At 66.5% G+C, this 18,708-nt stretch carries 19 protein-coding genes, 1 tRNA gene and 1 pseudogene; 7 read left to right on the top strand and 14 right to left on the bottom strand.

Annotated elements, in window-relative coordinates:
• The first annotated feature begins 13 nt into the window (after window positions 1–13).
• Together ACQVDU_RS07300 and ACQVDU_RS07295 are read left to right on the top strand one after the other, a co-directional pair.
• On the top strand, window positions 14–697 hold the full coding sequence (locus ACQVDU_RS07300; protein ID WP_300591518.1) for a hypothetical protein: 684 nt from the start codon (window positions 14–16) through the stop codon (window positions 695–697).
• Window positions 698–747: 50 nt separating this feature from the next.
• Complete coding sequence (locus ACQVDU_RS07295; protein WP_300591517.1) at window positions 748–1,158, top strand: dehydrogenase; 411 nt, start codon at window positions 748–750, stop codon at window positions 1,156–1,158.
• A gap of 12 nt (window positions 1,159–1,170) precedes the next feature.
• Here the strand turns inward: ACQVDU_RS07295 and radA are convergent, their stop codons facing one another.
• From radA to ACQVDU_RS07250, 9 genes and pseudogenes are all read right to left on the bottom strand, one after another.
• Complete coding sequence (gene radA / locus ACQVDU_RS07290; RefSeq protein ID WP_300591516.1) at window positions 1,171–2,556, bottom strand: DNA repair protein RadA; 1,386 nt, start codon at window positions 2,554–2,556, stop codon at window positions 1,171–1,173.
• A 302-nt stretch (window positions 2,557–2,858) separates the two neighbouring features.
• Window positions 2,859–3,266, bottom strand: a complete 408-nt coding sequence (locus ACQVDU_RS07285; RefSeq protein ID WP_300591515.1) for an acyl-CoA dehydrogenase family protein — start codon at window positions 3,264–3,266, stop codon at window positions 2,859–2,861.
• 31 nt (window positions 3,267–3,297) lie between these two features.
• A pseudogene (locus tag ACQVDU_RS07280) lies at window positions 3,298–4,412 on the bottom strand (IS3 family transposase); the annotation flags it as partial.
• A 29-nt stretch (window positions 4,413–4,441) separates the two neighbouring features.
• Window positions 4,442–4,906, bottom strand: coding sequence for an acyl-CoA dehydrogenase family protein (locus tag ACQVDU_RS07275; RefSeq protein WP_443476703.1), 465 nt, complete (start codon window positions 4,904–4,906; stop codon window positions 4,442–4,444).
• Complete coding sequence (locus tag ACQVDU_RS07270; protein ID WP_300591513.1) at window positions 4,857–5,534, bottom strand: GntR family transcriptional regulator; 678 nt, start codon at window positions 5,532–5,534, stop codon at window positions 4,857–4,859. Before ACQVDU_RS07270 ends, ACQVDU_RS07275 begins: the two co-directional genes overlap by 50 nt.
• A 179-nt stretch (window positions 5,535–5,713) precedes the next feature.
• On the bottom strand, window positions 5,714–6,664 hold the full coding sequence (locus tag ACQVDU_RS07265) for an L-lactate dehydrogenase (RefSeq protein WP_300591512.1): 951 nt from the start codon (window positions 6,662–6,664) through the stop codon (window positions 5,714–5,716).
• A 24-nt stretch (window positions 6,665–6,688) separates the two neighbouring features.
• Window positions 6,689–8,086, bottom strand: a complete 1,398-nt coding sequence (locus ACQVDU_RS07260; RefSeq protein WP_443476702.1) for an MFS transporter — start codon at window positions 8,084–8,086, stop codon at window positions 6,689–6,691.
• Between the two features lie 42 nt (window positions 8,087–8,128).
• Window positions 8,129–8,653, bottom strand: a complete 525-nt coding sequence (locus ACQVDU_RS07255; protein WP_443476701.1) for a ferritin — start codon at window positions 8,651–8,653, stop codon at window positions 8,129–8,131.
• A 51-nt stretch (window positions 8,654–8,704) separates the two neighbouring features.
• On the bottom strand, window positions 8,705–10,069 hold the full coding sequence (locus tag ACQVDU_RS07250; protein ID WP_363497550.1) for an amidohydrolase family protein: 1,365 nt from the start codon (window positions 10,067–10,069) through the stop codon (window positions 8,705–8,707).
• A gap of 161 nt (window positions 10,070–10,230) precedes the next feature.
• Here ACQVDU_RS07250 and ACQVDU_RS07245 point away from each other — a divergent pair.
• Window positions 10,231–10,321, top strand: a tRNA-Ser gene (locus tag ACQVDU_RS07245).
• Window positions 10,322–10,535: 214 nt separating this feature from the next.
• On the opposite strand, the gene ACQVDU_RS07240 is transcribed toward ACQVDU_RS07245, so the two are convergent.
• Both ACQVDU_RS07240 and ACQVDU_RS07235 read right to left on the bottom strand, forming a co-directional pair.
• A complete protein-coding gene (locus ACQVDU_RS07240) occupies window positions 10,536–11,693 on the bottom strand; it encodes a tyrosine-type recombinase/integrase (RefSeq protein WP_443476700.1) in 1,158 nt (385 codons plus the stop codon).
• Between the two features lie 404 nt (window positions 11,694–12,097).
• Window positions 12,098–12,700 carry a hypothetical protein gene (locus ACQVDU_RS07235; protein ID WP_443476699.1) on the bottom strand — a complete coding sequence of 201 codons (603 nt, stop codon included), beginning with the start codon at window positions 12,698–12,700 and terminating at the stop codon, window positions 12,098–12,100.
• Window positions 12,701–12,822: 122 nt separating this feature from the next.
• On the opposite strand from ACQVDU_RS07235, the gene ACQVDU_RS07230 reads away from it, so the two are divergent.
• The 3 genes from ACQVDU_RS07230 to ACQVDU_RS07220 are packed head-to-tail and all read left to right on the top strand — an operon-like array spanning window position 12,823 to window position 14,441.
• Window positions 12,823–13,068 carry a hypothetical protein gene (locus ACQVDU_RS07230; protein ID WP_443476698.1) on the top strand — a complete coding sequence of 82 codons (246 nt, stop codon included), beginning with the start codon at window positions 12,823–12,825 and terminating at the stop codon, window positions 13,066–13,068.
• Between the two features lie 3 nt (window positions 13,069–13,071).
• Window positions 13,072–14,121 carry a hypothetical protein gene (locus ACQVDU_RS07225; RefSeq protein ID WP_443476697.1) on the top strand — a complete coding sequence of 350 codons (1,050 nt, stop codon included), beginning with the start codon at window positions 13,072–13,074 and terminating at the stop codon, window positions 14,119–14,121.
• Entirely contained in the window at window positions 14,118–14,441 is a 324-nt protein-coding gene (locus ACQVDU_RS07220) for a hypothetical protein (RefSeq protein ID WP_443476696.1), read from the top strand. Before ACQVDU_RS07225 ends, ACQVDU_RS07220 begins: the two co-directional genes overlap by 4 nt.
• Before the next feature lie 151 nt (window positions 14,442–14,592).
• Here ACQVDU_RS07220 and ACQVDU_RS07215 read toward each other — a convergent pair whose 3' ends face one another.
• From ACQVDU_RS07215 to ACQVDU_RS07205, 3 genes are all read right to left on the bottom strand, one after another.
• Window positions 14,593–15,606: a zeta toxin family protein gene (locus ACQVDU_RS07215; RefSeq protein WP_443476695.1), complete on the bottom strand. Its 1,014-nt coding sequence runs from the start codon at window positions 15,604–15,606 to the stop codon at window positions 14,593–14,595.
• A complete protein-coding gene (locus tag ACQVDU_RS07210; protein ID WP_443476694.1) occupies window positions 15,599–15,823 on the bottom strand; it encodes a hypothetical protein in 225 nt (74 codons plus the stop codon). The genes ACQVDU_RS07215 and ACQVDU_RS07210 overlap by 8 nt, the downstream gene beginning before the upstream one ends.
• Before the next feature lie 179 nt (window positions 15,824–16,002).
• Window positions 16,003–17,160, bottom strand: a complete 1,158-nt coding sequence (locus tag ACQVDU_RS07205; protein ID WP_347425129.1) for a DNA cytosine methyltransferase — start codon at window positions 17,158–17,160, stop codon at window positions 16,003–16,005.
• Between the two features lie 168 nt (window positions 17,161–17,328).
• On the opposite strand from ACQVDU_RS07205, the gene ACQVDU_RS07200 reads away from it, so the two are divergent.
• Window positions 17,329–18,615, top strand: a complete 1,287-nt coding sequence (locus tag ACQVDU_RS07200; protein WP_443476693.1) for a hypothetical protein — start codon at window positions 17,329–17,331, stop codon at window positions 18,613–18,615.
• Window positions 18,616–18,708 lie beyond the last annotated feature (93 nt).

The raw sequence follows: 18,708 nt of genomic DNA, 5'->3' as shown, positions 1-18,708 counted from the left end.
CTACCCTGGATGCATGAGCAGCCAGCCACCGCGTCGCCGCCCGTCCCCGGGCGTGTACCGTCGGCGGCGCCTCGTCGTGCTGCTCGCACTGATCGCGATCATCGCCGCGATTGTCTGGTTGTTCGTCGCCCAACCGTGGTCGAGCGCGGCGCAGCCGGATGCCGGTCCCAAGCCGACCCGCACGTTATCCGTCAGCCCGGCCCCGACCGCGACAACGCCCGCCCCGACTGACTCGTCAGCACCCGAGGCTGCGGCGACCACCGACCCCGGCCCCCTGGAGACCGCGCCCCCGACGTGCACGCGCGGAGACGTGACCGTTGAGGCACTCACCGACCAGGACGAGTACGCCTCGGGTCAGAACCCCCAGCTGTCGATCCGGCTCACGAACACCTCGGATGCCTCGTGCACGATCAATGTCGGAACCACGACGCAGTCGTTCACGATCACCAGTGGGAGCGACACGTGGTGGCGTTCGACAGACTGTCAGACCGACCCGAGTGACATGATCGTGACGCTGGAGGCTGGCCAGACAGTCGACAGCGCGACACCGCTGACGTGGGACCGCACCCGCTCATCCGTGAGCACGTGCGACGCCGAGTCGCGCCCGTCAGCAGGCGCTGGTGGTGCGTCGTACCACCTCGCTGTGGAGATCGGCGGCATCGCCTCGGACCAGACCAAGCAGTTCTTCCTCTACTGACGCCGACCGCACGCCGGGAGCCTGCCGGTGGGGTCATCTACCCTGGAAGGATGGCTGGGAAGAAGGGCGCGAAGCCGCTGGAGTTCCGCAACACGCAATTGGCTGATGCGCTTCAGACGCAGGATGTCGCAGCTGTTGCTTTTGCCCTGCGGCACGGTCCGACAGTGGTGCCGCTCATGAAGCCGGGGCAGCGCGACAATCCGCTCGACGTCGGTGAGGTGTGGACCTTTCGCGACCCGAACACCGGCCAGGTTGCTCTCCTTCTGTTCAGCGACGCGGCAAACAAGCCGGCGACCCTTCCCCCGGCGGTCGCGCTGATGCCGCCGGCAAGCCTCAAGACCTTTCTACAGGCGCACCGCGACGAGATCACCACAGTCTTCTTCGACCTGGCGGGGCCTCATCCGATGCAGGCGAGCCCAGCCGATGTGCTTGCCGCCCTCGAGGTCCGGATCGAGGACTAACCCGGCCGGCAGCTAGAAACCTGGTCCATCGTCGGAGCGCTCGGAGCCGGGTCGCCGGCCCGGCCGCACCGTATGCAGACTCAAGTCCCCGAGTGCGCCGCGCAGATTCTTGGATGCCGCATCCACGACCGTGCGGTAGCCGAGACGCTCAGCCTCTGCCCGCCGCTGGGCCGCTTGCATCACGGGTCTGATCTCGCCAGCGAGGCTGAGCTCGCCGATCGCTGCGGTCCCCTTGGCAAGCGCAGTCTCACTGACAGCGTTGGCAACGGCGACCGCAATGGCGAGGTCTGCCGCGGGCTCGGCCAGCCGCACCCCGCCGACGGTCGACACGTACACATCGTGGTCGCTGACGATCACGCCAGCTCGCCGTTCGAGCACCGCGAGAACCATGGCTACGCGTGAGGCCTCGACGCCGTTGACGATCCGCCGGGGGTTCGGTGCCGAGGTTTTGATCGTGAGCGCCTGCACTTCGACGGGAAGGGCCCGGCGCCCTTCCATCGCGATCGTGACGCAGGTTCCCGCTACCGGATCGCCGTGCCCGAGGAATAGCGCGCTGGGGTCGGCGACCTCTTGGATGCCGTCGCCGGTCATGTCGAAGCATCCGACCTCGTCTGTCGGGCCGAAGCGGTTCTTGAGGGCACGAACGAAGCGCAGCGAGCTTTGGCGGTCGCCCTCGAAGTGGCAGACGACATCGACGAGGTGTTCCAGGATGCGGGGGCCGGCGATCGAGCCGTCCTTGGTCACGTGCCCCACGATGATGACCGGCAGGCCCCGTTCCTTCGCGACCCGGATGAGTGTCGACGCCACCTCACGCACCTGCGACGGATGGCCCGCCGCCCCCTCGTGCATCGCCGACGAAACGGTTTGCACCGAATCGACGATCAGGAGGCTCGGCTGCACGTCGTCGACGTTGCCGAGAATGGTCGCGAGGTCGGTTTCGCTCGCGAGGTAGAGCTCGTCGTGCAGGGCCCCGGTGCGCGAGGCCCGCAGCCTGACCTGCGCGACGGACTCCTCGGCGCTCGCATAAAGAACGCGGTGACCGGATGCCGCGGAGTGCGCCGCGACATCCAGCAGCAGTGTCGACTTGCCGACGCCGGGCTCGCCGGAGAGCAGGATTGCGGCACCCGGGACCAGACCGCCGCCGAGCACGCGGTCGAACTCGCCGATGCCTGTCGTTCGGCGGGGCGCGTCGGATGCCGAGACCCGCGTGATCGGTTGCGCAGCGCGATCGGCGCTCGGCGCCGTGGGGGTGAGTGTCCGCACGATCCCGGTCTGTTCGGCGGCTTCGACCACCGTGCCCCACTGCTGGCACTCGCCGCAGCGGCCGACCCACTTGACCGTTGTCCAGCCGCACTCGGTGCACCGGTAGGGAGCAGCGGTGGTCGGACGTTTGGCCATGCGATCAGGCTAGCCGCGGCATCCGACACCGCCACCCGGCGCGCCCTGCCCTGTGGCTAACTCCTCACATCCGACCGGCACGGGCCCAAGCCGGCATGACCGAGGCCGGAGATGTGGCGTTCTTGAGGAGTTGGCGACGCCGGCCCGCGCTGGTGCGCGCCGGGTGGCTCTGTCGCTGCCCCGGACGGGGCGGCCACCCCGCCCGGAGCCAACTCCTCACACCCGCTGCGGCCAAGCCCGGGAACCAGCGCCCTGGGCGGGAGGGCCGCCAGGATTGAGGAGTTCGTGACGCATGCCGCGGGTCAGTCGGCGGTGAGGACGGCCTCGCCGACGACCTGCTGGGCCAGGGGCACCGAGTACGCCATGAGGGCTCCGGCCTGGGCGTCGCGGAAGATCCGCTGAATCGGCGAGCTCAGCAGGAAACTCCCGCCACCGCCGACCCGGAGTGCCTCCGCTGCAGCCTGCTTGGCGACCTCGTTCGCGAGCATCTTCGATTCGGCGGCGGCGGGCATGGCCTCCTCGGAACGCTCGTCGGCGAGCCACGCGACGCGCTCCGCGAACAGGCGTGCTGCCTGCAGCTGCGTCCACAGCATGCCGGTCTCCATCTGCACCCACTGGTTCTCGGACTGTGACGGGGCGCCGCCTTTGCTCTTTCGGGCGGCGGCAGCGTAGGCATCCATCGCAGACTCGGCGATGCCGATCGAGAGCATCGCGAATCCGACGGTGATGAGGTTCGCATAGTCGGCGGTTGTACTTCGTTTCGATCCAGGTGACCATCGCGAGGCGGAGATCGGCGCGGGTGTCCCAGCGTCTCGTGTTGAGTACGTTCTTCTGGAGGAGACTGAAGAAGCTCTCCATACTCGCGTTGTCCCCGGCGCCGTAGGATCTGCCCATGGAGCCGACGAGCCCGTTGTTGCGGAGCAGGTTCTGGGTGCGTTTCGCGCGGAACTGGCCGCCTCTGTCGGAGTGGCAGATCGTGCCGTCAGGTGAGCGCAACGCGATCGCGTTGCGCATCGCCGCGCGGGCGAGAGATGACTTCATGCGGGTGTCGATGGAGTAACCGACGATCTTGTTCGACCAGACGTCTTTGATCGCGCAGATGTAGAGTTTGCCTTCTCTGGTCGGGTGTTCCGAGATGTCCCAGAGCCAGACCTTGTTCGGCCCGTCGGCGATGAACTCGTGCCGGATGACGCCGTGCTCGTCGACGACCGCGAGGAGGTCATCATGCGGCGCAGGTCCCGTGCTGCCGGGTTTGCTGCGCTTGCGGTGGTGCGACGCGTGGATGCCCGCGATCCGGCAGAGTCGGTGCACCCGGTTCTCGCTCGCGGAGATCCCGTGCTCGCTCTCGAGCTCATCGGTGAGGAACCTGTAGCCGAGCGTGACGTCGTCGGCATGGAGGTCGTAGAGCACATCGATCAGGTGCGCGTCGTCCCAGTCCCGCTGGGAGACCGGGTCTTTGAGCCACTGGTAGTACCCCTGCCTGGACAGGCCGAGGACCCGCAACGCCACCGCGACCGGCACCCTCACGGGAGCACCGGCCGCAGCCATCTCGTGGACGAGCGGGAAGACTATTTTCCCGGCAGGTTCGCCTGCGACAGATACGCCGCGGCCCGCCGCAGCACCTCGTTCTCCTGCTCCAACAGCCGGATCCGCTTATTCGCCTCACGCAGCTGCTTGCGCTCGTCGTCGGTCAGGCCGGCACGCTTGCCGTCCTCGACGTCGGCCTGCTTCATCCAGTTGCTCAACGAGCCTTCGGAGATACCGAAGTCCTTCGCGATCTGCGCCAGCGGCGCCTGACCCTTCCGGGCCACGGCCACGACATCATCGCGGAACTCTCGGGGATAGGGCTTTGCCACAAGAACATCCTTCCAGCGAGGACGAATCCTCACAGTTCAGATGTCAACCAAACTCGGGGCAGACCCCGAGAGCATCGCGAATCCGACGGTGATGAGGTTCGCATAGTCGGCGGGCGGGATGCCAGCAGCGGCGTGTTCTCGAAAAGGACAGTGCGGCTGCGCGTTGCGCGCATGCCGACGGTCTCGTCGATGGGCGGGAAGCTGATGCTGTCATCGACCGTCACCCCGAAGAAGGCCGGGGTCCCGTCGATGCTCGTGTTGACGAGCATGTGGTCTGCGGCCTCCGAGCCCGAGACGAACACCTTGCGGCCGGTGAGCACCCAGTTCTCGCCGGCGGGAGTCGCGTTCTGCTGGGGTGCGAGGAAGAACCTGCCGCCCGCGGGTTCGGAGAGGGCGTTGACGAAGCGCTCGCCGGCGCGCAGTTTGGCTGCGAAGAAGGCAGCCTCATCGGGAGCGGACATCGTCACGAGCGCGTGCGCTGCGCCGATGTGCATGAGCCAGACCGTGGCGACGGCGGGGTGGTGGGAGGCGAGGATGCGGACGGTGTGCGCCAGCGTCACATAGGACAGGCCCTGGCCGCCATGCTCCGGTGGAAGGAAGGCGGCATCCAGCCCCGATGCGGACAGGGTCGAGATCCGCGGGGAGCTCGACCGGAATCGGCACGGTGTCATCGGCGATCATCGCGACGGCACCATCCGCCCACCATCGCTTGCGAACCGCCAGCCGGGTGGTGTCTGCCGGCCGCTCCATCACTGCACCGATCTCCGCGCCGAGGGGCAGAGTGCGGGAGTCGAGCACCTCCACTTCGGCGCGATAGTCGAGGCGGTCGAGGAGCTCGGTGTGTTCGAACTGCTCCTCAAGGCGGACGCTCAAGCGCAGGGCGATCGGATCGACCGTGGTCACCGTCCCCTGCCGTTGCCGCACGATGCCCTGCGCCTCGAGCTGGGCCATCGCGTTGCGCAGTTGCTGGCGATTGCACTCCAGGCGCGCCGTCAACTCCAGTTCCCCGGGCAACGGGGCCCCGAGCGCCGCCGCCTCGCGCACGTAGCGCAGGAGCCCATGCTGGACGCGCATCGTGTCCGCGTCGCCACCCGGGCGTGGCAGTGGGAGGTAGGTGGTCACGGGTTCTCCTCACACGGACGCGTTCCGCAGTGGGGCTGACCACACGCTATCGGTCCGCCACGGCATCCGTCGCCAACTCAGCAGGACCGGCGCCATCGGCCCGCTCCTGCTGTGCCGAGTCGCCGAAGTTCCGCCGATCGTGAGGAGTTAGCTACGCCTGCGGGAGCGCCCGATCCAGGTCAGCGCAGCGAGGTCGCCACCTCGCGAAGGGCATCTGCCGACCGGCGCAGCAGTGCGAGTTCGTTCGGGGAGAACGGCGTCTGGCGGATCGGGAACGCACCGCGGGAATTGACGATCGAGGGCACCGAGAGCGCCACCCCGTCGATGCCGTGGAAGTCCTGCAGCACCGTGCTGACGGGCAAGACGGCGTTCTCGTCACCCAGGATGGCCTCGATGATGCGCGCCGACGAGAGTCCGATCGCGTAATTGGTCGCGCCCTTGCCCTGGATGACCTTGTAGGCGGCATCCCGAACATCGACGGTGATCGCGTCGAGCTCATCGACCGTCATTCGAGGGTGGCCCTCCGACTCCCACTCCAGGAGCGGGACCGTGCCGATGCTCGCATGGGACCACAGGGCGAACTCCGTGTCGCCGTGCTCACCGATGATGTAGGCGTGCACGCTCGAGGTGGCAACACCAGCTCGATGCGCGAGCTTCCAGCGCAGCCGAGACGTATCGAGTACGGTTCCCGACGCGAACAGCCGCTCCGGAGGAAGCCCGGTTTCCTCCTGGGCGAGCACCGTCAGCACATCGCACGGGTTGGTCACGATGACGTAGACCGCGTCGGGGGCCACCTCCAGCAGCTGGGGGAGCATCTTTCGCAGGATGCCGGCATTCACGCCCGCAAGCTCGATGCGGCTCTGCCCCGGGTTCTGCTTCGCGCCGGCGGTGATCACGACGACGTGCGAACCCGCGGCTACCGAGATGTCGCTGCCGCCGGTGATGTCGCTCGTGCCGGTGAACAGGGTGCCGTGAGCGAGATCGAGAACCTCGGCATCCACCTTCGCGGTATTGATGTCGTAGAGGGCGACATGGCGGGCTGAGCCGCGGATGAGGGCGGCGTAGGCGACGCTGGAGCCGACGCTGCCGGCGCCGACGACGGTGACTTTCGAGTTCTCGATCACGCTCATGGGGGACAGTCTGGCAGGTCGACGTTACGCCCCGGTAGCGGGCGCCGGGTCCCCGCCGGCTGAGGCGACATCGGAGTTCCGGATGCCGAGGAGAGACACGATGCCGCCCGCGACCATGAGTCCGGCGGTGACGATCGCGGCGCGGTGGAATCCGTCCAGATCGAGGCTCCCGGCGACGATCGTCGCGAGCGTCGCGATGACGAGAAGCCCGGCGATTCTTGCGACCGCGTTGTTCATGGCCGATGCGATGCCCGATCGGGCAGGGTCCACCGCGCCGAGGATCGCCGCGGTGAGGGGCGAGACCGTGATGGCAAGCCCAAGTCCGAAGAGGATGAGCCCCGGAAGGAGTTGGAGCCAGTAGTTGACGGGGTCGGTGACCGTGAGAAGCAGCAGCGATCCGCCGGCCATCACGAGCGGTCCGACGGTCATGAAGATCCGTGGTCCGAAACGGTCGGACAGTGACCCTATCGACGCGCTCAGCAGCACCATCATGACGGTTGAGGGCAGGCTCGCAAGCCCCGCGAGAGTCGCAGAGAAGCCGGCTTGCTGCTGCAGGTACACGGTGACGACGAAGCCGTTGAGTGAGAGCGCCGCGTAGACGAAGAGGGTCGCGATGTTGCCAGTCCAGAAGTTGCGGATGCGGAAGAGGTCAAGCGGCAACATCGGCGCCGTCGCCGACCGCTGACGCCAGAGGAAGAGCGCGAACAGAAGGATGCCGGCCGCGAACGTCCCCCAGATCACGGGCGATCCCCATCCGAGGTTCGGTTGTTCGATCAGCGCGAAGACCGCCCCGCCGAGTCCGAAGGTGCACAGGGCGGCGCCGATCCAGTCGATGCGCGCATCGGGGCGGCGCTCGTCGCGCTCGCCGAGGGTGTGGAGGAGCCACAGCGTGATGCCGATCGGTACGACGTTGATGACGAACGCGAATCGCCACGACAGGTAGTCGACGAAGACGCCGCCGATGAGGGGCCCGACGATCATGGCGCCGGTGGTCATGGCCGTCCAGATGCCGATCGCCCGGCCGCGCATCGCGCCGTCGAAGCGCGAGGTGATGAGCGCCAGAGAGCTCGGGACCAGGAACGCGCCAGCTGCACCCTGCACCGCTCGGGCGACGATCAGGATGGCGGGGTCTGGCGCGATCGCGATGACGACGGATGCCGCGGCGAATCCGTAGAGGCCGATGCGCAGCACGAGCAGCCTGCCGAAGGCATCCGAGATCGACCCGGCGAGCAGGATGAGCGATCCGAGGGTGATGAGGTAGGCATCCACTACCCACTGCTGGGTCGTGAGGCCGCCGCCGAGGTCGTCTTCGATCGCGGGGAGGGCGACGTTGATGAGCGTTCCGTCGAGGAACGCGACGAACGACGCGAGGATCGCGATCGTGAGGATGAGCCGCTGCGACCGACTCATGTGAGATGCCACACCGTCACGCTACGCGCCCTGCGCGACGGTGGGTCGCTCAGATCAGAGGGCGCCGCCGGCAGCGGGCGGCGCGTCAGCTTCGGTCGAGTCGCCGTTCGGCATGTCGCGAGCGACGAAGTTCTCGATGTCGAACAGGTTCGTCGTGCGCTCGGCAATGTTCAGGAGCGTCGTCATCGACGCGACCTCCTCGACCTGTTCCTTGAGGAACCAGAGCATCGACTGTTCACCGAGGCCGTCGCTCTCGGCACGAGCTGCGGCGAACAGCGCTTCGATCTGCGAGGACACTCGTTTCTCCTGCTCGAGTGCGAGACGAATGGGCTCGGCGTGGTCGGCGAAGTCCGTCTTCACCGCGGGAACACCGGGGATGGTCACGCCCATGTCGCGGTCGAGGCGGTACTGGATGAGCATCATGGCGTGGTTGCGCTCTTCGACCGACTGGCGGTAGAAGTGACGCGCGAGCTGCGGCAGGTCGTGGTCGTCGTACCAGACGGCGATGGCGATGTACTGCTGGCTGGCGGCGAATTCGTGGCCGATCTGCTCCGACAGCAGCTGGTCGAACGTGGTCATGACACTCCGATCGGGTCGCGATACTCTCCTTGCCATCCTGGCAGAGGGCCGTCACTGAGTGAACAGGCCTCTGGGTTCCCCGACCGACGTGAGGTAGTCGGCGCGGCGTGCGAACAGCCCTGGAACTCGCTCGCGCACGTTCGCGATGAGGGTGTCGAGGTCGGCGGTTGTAAGGATGCCGTCAGCGACCACCGTGCGACCGGCCACGACGACCCGATCGACGTCACCACCGCGCACCGCATGCACGAGATTGTGATGGACATTCGCGTGGGATCCCGCGGGAAGGAGCGGGGTCATCCGGGGTGTGTCAGTACGGATGGTGATCAGGTCGGCCTGCTTGCCTGGCTCGAGCGAACCGAGTCTGTCGCCCTGGCCGATTGCGCGCGCACCGCCGACGGTCGCCATCTCGAGCACCTGCCAGGAGTCCATGGCCGCGGCATCCATCTTTCGGAGCTTGCCGAGCAGGGACGCGACCTTCATTTCCTCGAACATGTCAAGGTTGTTGTTCTCTTTCTCGCCGTCGGTGCCGAGGCCGACATTCACGCCCGCGGCCAGCATCTCTGCGATCGGGGCCATGCCGCTGGCGAGCTTCATGTTGCTGACGGGGTTGTGTGAAACCCCGACACCACGCTCGGCGATCAGGCGGATCTCGTCAGTGTCGAGCCACACTGCGTGCGCGATCATGGCGCGGGGGGTGTCGAAGAAGCCCATGCGCTCGAGGGCATGCATCGGGCGTAGCCCGGTGCGTTCCGCGAATATCTGCACGTCCAGGTCGGACTCGCTGCAGTGCGTGTAGATGCCGGTGCCGTAGGCCCGCGCCATCGCGACGGCACGGGCGCGACCGGCGTCGTCGGCGTAGAACGGATGCTCCAGGCCCACCCATGGCATGATTCGACCACTGCCCGCGCCCGTCCATTCGCGCAGCATCCGTTCGTTGTCATCGAGGGTGTCGAAGTAGTCGAAGTTGGGATGCTCGCCGACGTAGTTGACGGTGACGAGTCGGTTGCCGAGCTCGACCGCGGCGGCGGCGGCCCGATCCATGTAGCGCCACATATCTACGACGGTGGTCGTGCCTGAGAGGAGTCCCTCGGCGTAGCAGAGCCAGGCTGCTGCCGCCGCGTCATCCGGCTGGAGAACTCGATGCATGGGATCGATGTGCACGCGCAGCCACTCGTACACGGGCATGTGCTCGGCGGTTCCGCGCAGGAGCCCAGAGTGGTGGTGGCCGTTAATGAGCCCCGGCATCATAAGTCGATCGCTGAGGTGACGGTGCTCGGCATCCGGATATCGCCGCTCCAGCTCGTCGCGAGCGTCGACGGCGACGATGGTGTCGCCGTCGATCGCCACACCGGCATCGGTGAGTACGCTGCGGGAGGCATCCATCGGAACAAGGATGTCGGCGGTGAGGAGGTGCACGCTTGTCCCTTCCGTTCTGGCGCCGCAACGGATGTCGACGCTCGCTCCCGGTGACGTTATCGCCGGTTCATGTCGGCGCGGTTTCGACGGTGCTCGCGGATGCCGGATGCTGTCGTCACCAGGATTTCTGCGGAGCAGCGGCGTGTCGTAAACTGGACGGCGGTGACGTGTCCGAGCGGCCGAAGGTGCAACTCTCGAAAAGTTGTGTAGGGTAACCCCCTACCGTGGGTTCAAATCCCACCGTCACCGCCAGCGCCGAAGCCCCGCGAACCCTTGAAAACACAGGGATCGCGGGGCTTCTCTCGTTCCCGAATCGGGCTCGTGGGTAAAGAGTGGGTAAAACCGTGATCGAGGCCGTGTGCCGTCGCCGCGCCGCGAAGCCCTTGGACGACGCGCGAGATCCGTCGTGAAACGAGCATTCGCTGAGGCTGGACCCTTGGTGCGAGCCGGCGTCGGGCGCCTCGGGTCAGGAGAGATCGATGCCTGCGGCGGACGGCGGGATGTTGGCGAGGTGGCTGGCGCCGGCTTCGAGGACCCGGACCGCGGAGTGGTGCCGGGCGGTGCTAAGTGCTTGCGCGACGTAGTCGAGGTCGTCGTCGAACAGGTCGGCGTAGGTGTCAAGCGTCATGGCGGCAGACGCATGGCCGAGCATCCGTTGGATGGCCTTGACATTGGCGCCGGCGCTGATCGCGAGACTCGCCGCGGTGTGGCGGAGGTCGTGTGGGGTGAGTCGGGGGAAGGTCGGGTCGGCGCGCATGGCTCGCCGGACTGCCCCCGCGAACCATCCGTCTTGAGAGTTCGGTAGTCGGAGCGGCTCGCTTCCTGTTCCGAAGAGGTAGTCGTCGGGGTGCTTGTGGGTGTGTCCGAGCTGGACGAGTTCGTCGAGGAAGTCGGGGTAGGGAACGGAGCGTGTGGCGTGTGTCTTCGGTGACCCGGTGTGGATGGTGCCGCCGACGAGCACCGCGTTCTCTTGGACAGTCACCCGGCGTCGCGCGAGGTTGACGTCTGAGACGCGGAGCGCGGTCGCTTCGCCCCATCGCAGCCCGGTGTAGGCGAGGAAGTAGAGAAGGTCCGGATGCAGCGACTGCCGGGCAAGGAGGTCGACTTGGCTGTGGGTGAGGTATACCCGCCGCTTGGGTCGCTTCTTCGGGAGCTTGATCCCACGCGCCGGATTCTCAGCGATGCGGCGGTCCCGAACCGCGATGTCGAGGACGGCAGCGAGGATCCCGTGAGCGCGGATCGTCGTGGACGCGGAGCGTTGGGAGGCCAGTTCGGTGACCCAGGCGCGAACGTCGCTGTACCGAACCTGATCGACCCAGACCTTCCCCCACCGGGGGATGACGTGCACACGGTGTGAGGATTCGAGGGCGTGAAAGGTTGATGGCTTCAACACCGCCTGCTGGTCGGCCAGCCACACCTCGGAGAGCTGGTCGATCGTGACGCGGGCATCCTTGGGGTCGATGTAGGTCTTGCTGACGATCGATACCGACACGGTCGCGAGGAACTGTTGCGCGTCGTACTTGGTGCGAAACCCACGCTTGTTCGCGTGGGTGCCATCGGGCTTCTTATACCGGACGAGGTAACGCATCCCCTCCGTCGTCTTGTACTTCTGCACGCTTCCCATCCGGCACCTCCCTCCCCGAGTCGGTCTACGACATCCATTGACTAGTGACTATTTTAGTGCTTCACTCCAGAAATGTGAATCACTAAACGGTCCACTGTGGAATGTGGCCGTGTCGACCGGGACGGAGAAGAGCATGGTGAAGACAGACGAGGATCGTTCCACCCTGGTGCCGGGTGAGTACTTGACGCCGCAGCAGGTTGTGGACAGGTTGCCGGGGGTTTCGCTGAACAACTTGGCGGTGAGGCGTCACCGACACCTCGACCCCCCGTTCTGCCGTTTGGGGCGGGTGATTCTCTACCCCGCAGCAGAGCTCACGCGGTGGATCCAGGCGTCGACGCACACCGGAGCGGGCCGTGCGCGCTGAGCGGCGGTCGCAGCACCGCGTGGGCGCCAGCATCGCCGTTTCAGGTGCGGGCTTGGCGACCCGCGTGGTAGTTCATGCCCTCAAGCCTGCCGGCGTTTCGGGCATCGATGATCCACTGCGATGCGGTCCGGTGCGGGATCCCGAGCTCTTCCTGGATCAGCCTGGCCGGAGGCAGATTGCTCAGCGCAGCAGTCCCGTACAGCAGCTCGATCGCTTCCATCCTCGCTTCCGAACCGCCGCGTCGGACAACCTCAGCCGCAAGCGCGGGCGGCAGAATCCGTCCCTTGGCGGTGCTCAGCCGATCAACACTCATCCACACAGCGTCCGGGCCATCCTCGTCGCCAAGGGTGAGGAAGATGCACCGCGGCGCCGCCGCCTGGATGATGCCCGCGAGGCCGATCCGAGCGATCGTCGGATAGTTCATCTCAATACCCTCGCTGACAGCCTCGTTGGTGACGGCCCGAATGACGTACCGACCGTGAGATGCGCTGTACTGGGCGGTCATCGCCGTGCGCACACCGGCTCCGGTGTCCGTTGCCGCCGCCGAGAAGACCGGGACGATGCGCAGCGCGGAGCCGACCCGGACGGTCGCGTCAGCGACGGTCACCGGCGCACCGGACGGAGTCGTCACCTCGATCTTCACCCACCCATTGTGTCTAACCCCCCAACGTTTCCCCACTCACGCTCGACGGACGTGTGCGGAGTCTCCGCTTCCGCGGCTACTCGGTTAGCGCTGGAGAGCCTCTCGGGCGGGAGGGGGTCGCGATGATCCGGGTGGTGCTGTACACGAGCGGTGATGAGTGCGTGGACTGCCGGCTGGTGAAGCGAGTCCTGATCGCGGCGGGCGTGCAGCCGCTGGAGATCGATCTGCGGCGCCGAGCCAAGACACCGGCACCACTCGACTCAGCTCACCGCGCGGTCGAGGCGAACCGGTGGTTCGGGTACCTGCCCGACGCTGTCCGTGCGGTCGCTGACCGGATCCAGTCCGTGCCGGCCGCGGGAGAGGACTAAGCCGTGGCGACCAGTTCAGGCCCGGACCCCTCGGATGCGACCAATGGGGAGGAGGCGCGGCGTGCCCGCAAGCGTGAGAGCAGGCGCCGTTACGCGGAGGTTCACCGGGAGGAAGTGGCGGAGCGGTTGCGGGCGTGGAAGGCAGCGCATCCGGAGAAGGTGAAGGAGTACCGGGCCCGGTTCCGTGAACGGCACCTGGAGCAGGTGCGGCGGGAGAACCGGGAGGGGGAGCGGCGCCGGGCGGCGAAGAAACGGACCGCGGAAGCCGCGGCGGAGCGGCGGCGGGTACGGGCGCGGGAACGGTACGCGCAGGACCCTGCCGGGAACCTGGAGTATCAGCGGCAGCGGCGGGCAGCGCAACGCGCAGCGGATCCGGACGGGTATCGGGAAGCGAAGCGGGCGCGGAACAAGCGGTGGCAGGACCGTCACCGGGAAGAGCAGAACGCCAAACGACGGGAGAAGCACCGCGACAACCCGGACGCCAAGCGTGAGAGCGCAGCGCGGTACTACCAAGCTCACGGAGAGCAGGTGCGGGAGCGGCGCCGCGCGTACTACCAGGCGAACCGGGAAGCGCAGCTGGAGAAGCAACGGCAGTGGCGGGCCCGGGAGAAACGCCGCCGCGACGCGGGACTCCCACCCCGCCGCCTGCACCGCACCACCGCCGCAGAACGCGCCGCGAACCGTGGCGCGGCGGTCGAGTTCTTCGAGCGGGAACGCACCGCGGAGCATGTCGCGATCTTGAAGGAGGAACTCCGCACCTCCGACGACGTCATTGCGCGGTGGGAGCGGGACAGCGAACGGGCCCGCATCGCCTCCGCAATCGCCGCCGACACGGACATCACCCGCCCGCTCACTGCCTCACAGATGCGTCACCGGGAACGGGAGCGCGCTGCGCGGCAGAAGCAGGTGGCGCGGGAGGTGGAGGAGGCGCGGATGGATCAGATCGCCAGGGCGATCAACGACCGTCTCCGCACACACCCGCGCCCTGTCCGATCCCACAACCATGCACCCACCCCGCACATCCCCGACACATCAGGAGGACTATCGCTATGAACACCGTCAGGACCAGCAACGTCACGAAAGGTCACCGCATGATCGACCGCGCCGACACCGAAGCCTCCCTCGCCCGGGTCGCTTTCGCCGCGTTCCTCTACCACCCGACCAAACATCTCGATGAGCCAGGGTGGACGGTGGATGAGGACATCGACTGGGCACTCACGCCCCTACGCGACCTCGACCCCACCGCACGAGCGGTGTGGCGGGAACGGATCCGAGAGGTGATCACCGACCCGGCAGCTGGCCGGCAAGCGTTCATCGCGGACCTCACCGCTCTCGCGGGGAGCGGGGGTGGTGATCCGACGCCGAGAGGATAGCGGGCGGTGCCGGCTCCGTGCCGGGCTTTCGCGGCGTATGCTCCCTCGCTGCGCTCGCTCCGCTACTCCACGACCCGGCACTACGCCACCTCCGCCCACATCATACGCCGCTATCGGAACACCCCCACACACCGATCACACGGTCCATGGCTTAGATCGACGGGCCCACCTCGGGCTCGGGGCCACCGACCTGCGGTGCCGGCTGCCGCGGTGCCGGATGCGCGGCTGCGGTGGGGATCGCGTCACGGATCGCGGCAGCTCGTGCGGTGAGGGTCTGCTCCAGGATGGGGCGGGCGAGAGAATCGGCCGGTAACCCCAACGACGGCACAACCTCCCGCAACGCGACCTCATGCAACTCCCCCAGCACCGCCCCCAACGGGGCATCAATTCGGCCCGTGGAAAGGGCGAAGTCGGTGGCCGCGCGGAGTTCGGTCAGCCAGCGCCTCCCCGCCGGCGCTGGAACAGGCTCCGACCGTGCGGCCTCCAGCTCTGCCGTGGCGCCACCGAGCCGTTCAGCGCCGTCCCGGGCGGAATCGAAACGCATCTCCCCACCCCGCCCGACAACCACGACCCTCTCGACAGAGGAACTCGCCTCGACGACGCGCACGAGCTCAGCTGTCCGGTCGAACCCAGCGTCATGCTCCTCAAGTGTCACCAGCGGCGACCAACGACCCTGCGCAGCACTGATCAGATGCTTCGACACTGTTGAGAGCAGGGTCTCGACCCGTGGCGCAGCCATCACCGCGACCGTCGTTGAAAACCCGTCGGCTGCGAACAGTCCGGCAGTGGCGACCGCGACATCTGTCGAGAGCCGCGACCCATCCAATACCAGCGACAACCGCTCCGCCCGCGCACGCCGCAGCACCATCCGCGTCCACACCGCAGCCGCCGCCGCGACCTCACCGCGCGCGCCCTCAGAGTCCCCGAGAACCGATTCGGTGAACCTCGGATGGAACGCCGCCAACTCCTGACCGGCCAACACCACGGGCGGCACGCCGGAGCTGGTGGTGACTCGGGACGCGGCCCGCAGCGGTGCTGCCCCAGGCTGCCCAACGACGATCGTCAGGACCGGGCTCGACTCCGCGCTGCGTCCCGCGAACAGTACCGGAGCGACCCGCTCCTCAAACAGCTCCTCGGCGGCACCACCCAACGACGCGTCACTCACGATCGTGCGCCTCGGGCAGGTCGTGAGGTGGGCGCGAGATGAGTGCCTCAAGTGCCGCACGGTCGAAGCCGTCCACCGCGTCGACCTCGCCCCGGAATTCGATTGCGGACTCCACGCCGGTGGGTGACGTGAGGAGTCGGGACATCGTGAGCGCCGCGGCGTCGACGGCGGTGTCGAACAACACGGCGTCAGACACGCGCCACAACGAGCCACTCACCAGCCGAACCTCCAGCGGCAGTGTACCGACACGACCTTCGGCCGTCGCGGACGCGCCTGACGCAGTCGCGTCTGTTGTACCGCTGAAGAGTGTCGGTGCGAATACATGGCTGGCCCCTCCAGTGGTTCCATGGCCAGGTGAGGGCTGTCGCGGGGATGCGCTTGCACTCTGAAGTGCGTCTAGCCGGCGGCGATCAGGCGCGGTGTGGAGTTCTCCAAGTAGCCAAGCTGGGTCATGAGGGAACGCACGACTGCTTTCCCAAGCTCGAGTGGGACAGCATTGCCGAGCTGTCGTTGCGCGTCAGCCCGAGAACCGGCGATCTTGAAGTCATCAGGGAACGACATGAGACGGAGCATCTCGCTTACTCGCAGACGTCGCGCACGTTCAATGCCGACACCAGTCGTAACGTTCTCCCAATGGAAGGGCCCGACCCACGGACCTGGCTGTGCTTGGAGCGTGGTCGAGGGGCGATCGGGATCGAGCCGGAGAAGGAAGGTCCAGTACCGGCTCCGCCACTCGAAGTGGTTGCGTCCGCCGTATCGGTCGGTGTGCCAAAGATAGTTCTGGCCAGCTGGCACCTCGGCTGCAAGTTGTCCGTACGTTCCATCGACGATCTCATCGTCGGATGCCAGGACGAGCCGCGGGAGCCCCTCGAAGGCTTGGGATGCGGTCACGTGAGGAATCTTGCTCGAATCGAAGGACCGTGAGTGCTCGCTCCAACCGGAGTGTGTCGGCTCCGGAAACTCAAACTTCTCCCCGTCTCGTCGACCGACAACGAACACTCGTCGACGAAGCTGAGGGACGCCGTAATCGGCCGCCAGAAGGACCCTCCATTGAGGGTTGTAGCCGAGGTCGCCCAGGCCCCGGAGGAGTCGGTCAAACTGAGCCCTGTGGGTCTTGTACGTCAGACCCTGAACGTTCTCGAGTATGAAGGCCTCTGGGCGGGCTTCCCGCACGACGCGGACGTACTCATCTAGCAGAGAGGCATTCGGGTCACGGCTCTCCCGCTTCTGCTCAAGCCAGAACCCTGACTTGCTGAAGGGCGTGCAGGGCGGACCACCTACCAACAAGACCGGTTCCTTAGCGCGAAGACCGGCAGCCCCGAGGATCTCGCTCGTTGGGACTTCTCGAATGTCTCCACTCAGGGTTGCGGTACGCGAGAAATTGGCTCTGAGGGTTCGAAGGGCGGGTTCGTTGTAGTCGGTAGCGACTGCGACCCGCAGCAACTGGTTCCCGGGGTCGTCACCGACGAGCGGTTCGGCATCGCCTCTCTCGACAGCCAGGTCAAGTCCGCCCGCCCCCGAGAACAAGCTCACGACCGGGAGTTGCTCCGCCATTTCACACCTCAACTTCAGATGACGCGCGCGCCGCTCACCGAGTAGTCTGCGCGCCTCGAACCAGTATCGTCGAGACCAGCTTGCGGCGGAGTTCCGACATGCGTTCGGGAGGCGCCCGATCTGTGGAGATCGCCGTCTGGCCGAGTGCTGTGGAGGATCGGCGCGTCAGTGTCGACCGGCGAAGGAAGGGTGAGTTTGGCCGAGCAGCCTGGAGAAGACCTTGCTGGAAGGACCTACGCCCGTGTGTATCGCGCGAGCGGCCGCGGAGACATGCACGCTCTACTACACACCGCTATTGAGCGAAGCGGAGGACGCGTCGTATGGGAGAGCGCCCACACACGGGCACCCTTCTACTTCGGAGTTCAGACTGATCGCGGGGAAAGCCTCGGATTGCTCATCTACCCAGTCAGACTGACCCGGATTGTCACAAAGGGCAGACCAAGCGACGAACACCACGCCCAAGTCAAGTTCGGGGCAGACAGCGACTGGAGAACGGAAGTCCACCCGATTGGTTTCGACGTCGCAGGCGTCGATACGACCTTGTTCCTCGGCATCAACGCCCAAGAAGAAAAGCTCGTTGGCTTGGACCCTGCGCTCTGGGACCCCATGCCGTTGGGCATCTCGTTCTACGCGTATGAGCGGGACTTCGACCAGATGGGTGCCGACGGCTGGCATACGTGGGAGGTGGATACGAGGGGCGGCTCACGCAATGCCGCCCGCACAGAAGAGGGATTCGAGTCCCGCGTTGCGTTCACACCGGACCGCCTTCTGGATTACGCGCGATTCGAGAAGCGCGCAACAGACCTAGCGTTGGACGCGGCCCTTCGCGTCAACCTCGCCCAGAGGTTCCGCAAGAGATCATCCGCGAGTGAGATGGCCCAAGGCATCCATCCACTTGAAGCGCAGTTCGGGTTGCCAGCGCCAAAGATCCTCGACCTCATCGCCGAGCGGCGAATGTTGAGCACCGCCGTCAAAGGAGGAGTGGCAGAGGCACACCTGCAAGAGTTGCTTGAGGCGGACCCTGGCGTCCATCGCGTGACGCGGCGCACGGATGACCGGGGCGCCGACTTTGATGTCACTCTGACCTCCGGTCAAGAGCTTGTTGTTGAGTGCAAGAATGTCAGCCCGACCGTGCTCGCAGACGGAACTATCCAGGTCGAGACCCAACGAACCCGCAACAGCAAGAACGATCCAACGGGCCGGCTCTACCGCTTCGACGCTTTCGACGTCGTGGCGGCATGCTTATTCTCCGTGACAGGCAACTGGGAGTTCCGGTTCGCGCCGACCACGAAACTGAGCGAACATGCGAACTTCCCTGGTTTCCTGGCGACGAAGCAGGCCGTCGACAAGCGGTGGAGCAACTCAATCTCGGAGCTCGGAGTAAGCGCTCCGCGGGGATGGACGGCGAACCAGCGCTCAGGCGGTGGCGTTCGCCCACCCATCGCACAGCCGTAGTTGCGTACCTCTTGTCCGCACGGCATGGATCCCCTGCGGGTGGCGCCCGTTGAGCGGACCGCCTCGTTCAAGCCGGATCGGATGTCACCCGCT

This window comes from Microbacterium sp. F2 (assembly GCF_052274505.1).
Lineage (GTDB): Bacteria > Actinomycetota > Actinomycetes > Actinomycetales > Microbacteriaceae > Microbacterium.
Note: the sequence above shows the minus strand (reverse complement) of the source record. Positions and strands in the feature narration are given on the sequence as shown.

Coding starts and splice junctions, on each gene's coding strand:
- ACQVDU_RS07285 (WP_300591515.1), bottom strand. CDS start 3,266: ATGCTCTCGATCGGCATCGCCGAGTCTGCGATGGATGCCTACGCTGCC.
- ACQVDU_RS07300 (WP_300591518.1), top strand. CDS start 14: ATGAGCAGCCAGCCACCGCGTCGCCGCCCGTCCCCGGGCGTGTACCGT.
- ACQVDU_RS07205 (WP_347425129.1), bottom strand. CDS start 17,160: ATGGCGGAGCAACTCCCGGTCGTGAGCTTGTTCTCGGGGGCGGGCGGA.
- ACQVDU_RS07220 (WP_443476696.1), top strand. CDS start 14,118: ATGAACACCGTCAGGACCAGCAACGTCACGAAAGGTCACCGCATGATC.
- radA (WP_300591516.1), bottom strand. CDS start 2,556: ATGGCCAAACGTCCGACCACCGCTGCTCCCTACCGGTGCACCGAGTGC.
- ACQVDU_RS07230 (WP_443476698.1), top strand. CDS start 12,823: ATGATCCGGGTGGTGCTGTACACGAGCGGTGATGAGTGCGTGGACTGC.
- ACQVDU_RS07240 (WP_443476700.1), bottom strand. CDS start 11,693: ATGGGAAGCGTGCAGAAGTACAAGACGACGGAGGGGATGCGTTACCTC.
- ACQVDU_RS07295 (WP_300591517.1), top strand. CDS start 748: ATGGCTGGGAAGAAGGGCGCGAAGCCGCTGGAGTTCCGCAACACGCAA.
- ACQVDU_RS07255 (WP_443476701.1), bottom strand. CDS start 8,653: ATGACCACGTTCGACCAGCTGCTGTCGGAGCAGATCGGCCACGAATTC.
- ACQVDU_RS07265 (WP_300591512.1), bottom strand. CDS start 6,664: ATGAGCGTGATCGAGAACTCGAAAGTCACCGTCGTCGGCGCCGGCAGC.
- ACQVDU_RS07275 (WP_443476703.1), bottom strand. CDS start 4,906: ATGCACATCGGCGCAGCGCACGCGCTCGTGACGATGTCCGCTCCCGAT.